A 2,269-nucleotide genomic window follows, 5' to 3' on the forward strand; every position below is an offset into this window, starting at 1 on the left:
GAAGAAACGGACGCCGATATGGACGCTGGTATTAACTATACAGCAAACCGTTACGAATTGAGTGCCACCCATGCCTCGCGACTTGACGACATTAGTGGTGACACAAGAAACCACAGTACCGACGTGACCATCAGCAGTGCACTTGCGTTTGCAGGTTCATCGGTAACGATCGGCAGACCAGTCCGAGAAGCATTCGCTATTGTCAGCAAGCACGAAAGCCTCGCAGAGAATGACGTGGCATTAGACCCAACAAAAGATGGAGAGTACGCACGCGTTTACCTTAACGGAGATGCCAGTGCCATGGTCCCTGATCTTGTTGCTTATAATAGCCAAGTCATCGGTTATGAGGTCGATAACTTACCACCGGGATATGATTTGGGGGATGGTGCTTTTTGGGTTAAGCCTGATTACAAGCGGGGCTTCCAACTACAAATTGGTTCCGATGCTGTCTTAACCGTGATTGGTAAGCTATACGACCGTCAAAATAACAATCCAATTTCACTTGTCGCTGGTGTAGCACATTACCTTGGTGAAGCTAAACAGTTACCGATTGACTTCTTTACCAATCGGAGTGGCATATTTGCGATATCTGGGTTAAAGCCAGGGAAATATCAACTGATTCTTGACACTAAAGGACAAGAGTCAGCCGTCATTACTCTCAGCGAGCGCAGTGACAACTTGATCAGACTAGGAGATGTGTATGTGGATTAAACAACTTCGGTGGGGAGGATGGTTCCTCATCGCCATAAATTCTGTATCCTCTGTATTAGCATGTGAAGCTAGTGCATTGACGATTCAACCCGTCTCATCCCAGTCTCAATACGACGTTTTCAACACTGGTAATTACGCAACAATTAATACTTACAGGATCGATGCGAATATAATTGGCGAAGACTGTAAATTGAGTTTGGTTCTACAACTTAATGATACTAGTCGGACGTTAAAAGGGGTAAACCAAGACAAACTCAACTTCGAGTGGAGTGGACAAGTGGGTGTGCCAATCGCCAATCAGTGGCATGTATCATTAACCGACAGTCAACCTTCGACAACCATACAAATGCGTTTCCCAAGCAAACAGTGGCTAGCGTCAGGAACCTACCGGGGGCTTTTAGAAGTGTCGCCCTCTTATACCTCAGACAACCAACAAATAGAGATTAGCCCTAGCTCACTCCCAGTATCTGTTACCGTGCCACCAGCTGCAAAAGTTCACTTTTATGGGTTAACTCAACAGCATTATGACCTTGATCTAGGAACATTATATTCAAACAAGATTATTCGTTCTGCACCGAACCTATGGGTGCAAAGTAATACAGCGTATACCATCGTATTGGAATCATCCCATCAAGGGATGCTACGTCATGAATCTGATGAGACAAAATGGGATATTCCATACGAACTTTCCCTAGATAACGATAGAGTAAACCTCGGTCAACTTGATGCAAAAATTCAGCGTATTTCGGCTACGATCGGTCAACCTATTCCTTTGAGTTTTGTAATTGGGGAAACAGAGAACAAACCGGGAGGAATATATGACGATACATTACAAATTTCTATAGAACCCCTCCTTTCACAGCAGCCTTAAATATGTAATTATATAAATCCTGAGATATGCAACGCAATTATATAAAACCCAGTATCATATAATCACAACACGATTTGTCAGTTTCGGAGTAAAGTATGCATAACAGTAAAAATAATTTAAAGCACATGCTCCTAATTGGCGATAACGGTATAAATAACCAGTTTATTCAACGAGAAATAGAGAAATACAGTGACTTTTGTTTTAGTCGCGAATGTATTTCAGGCATTGAACGTTCGAATCATCGCAAGACGTTTGATGTCATTCTCATTAGTTACTTACTCTTAGCTGACATCAAAGATGTTTACATCACCTTATCAAAAGTAGAGTCCAACAAATGGGTAATCTATGACGTTCCCTCTGATATTACCGGACAGAGTATTACCGTAATGCAACTATTCAACATGTTTAATATAAAGGGCATAATCTATCAAGATGCTCCTGTAGAACACCTTACACGTTGCTTGAAAACGGTTTGTGATGACGACCTATGGTTACCGAGGAAGTTAATGTCGCATATTTTATCCAATGCGCGCTCCCAAACATTCAAGTCACAGGTAATATTATCTACCCTTACAAAAAGAGAAGCTCAAATATTTAAACGAGTTATCAGAGGAGATACAAATTTAGAGATATCAAGTGAACTATTTATTTCAGAAAGTACAGTAAAAACGCATGTATATAATATAT

The 2,269-nt window shown here is 41.3% G+C and carries 2 protein-coding genes and 1 pseudogene; all 3 read left to right on the forward strand.

Going from position 1 to position 2,269, the window contains the following annotated elements; translation table 11 throughout:
• A pseudogene (locus AB4496_RS02430) lies at positions 1–711 on the forward strand (fimbrial biogenesis outer membrane usher protein); the annotation flags it as partial.
• On the forward strand, positions 701–1,582 hold the full coding sequence (locus AB4496_RS02435; RefSeq protein WP_009845437.1) for a hypothetical protein: 882 nt from the start codon (positions 701–703) through the stop codon (positions 1,580–1,582). The pseudogene AB4496_RS02430 and the gene AB4496_RS02435, both read left to right, overlap by 11 nt.
• A gap of 95 nt (positions 1,583–1,677) precedes the next feature.
• A partial coding sequence (locus AB4496_RS02440) for a LuxR C-terminal-related transcriptional regulator (protein WP_372130546.1) occupies positions 1,678–2,269 on the forward strand: 592 nt, incomplete at its 3' end.

This window comes from Vibrio sp. 10N.222.46.A1, assembly GCF_041473595.1.
GTDB classification, from domain to species: Bacteria; Pseudomonadota; Gammaproteobacteria; order Enterobacterales; family Vibrionaceae; genus Vibrio; species Vibrio tasmaniensis_A.

Excerpts from the sequence above, each read along its gene's own strand:
- AB4496_RS02435 (WP_009845437.1), top strand. The coding sequence starts at position 701 with ATGTGGATTAAACAACTTCGGTGGGGAGGATGGTTCCTCATCGCCATA.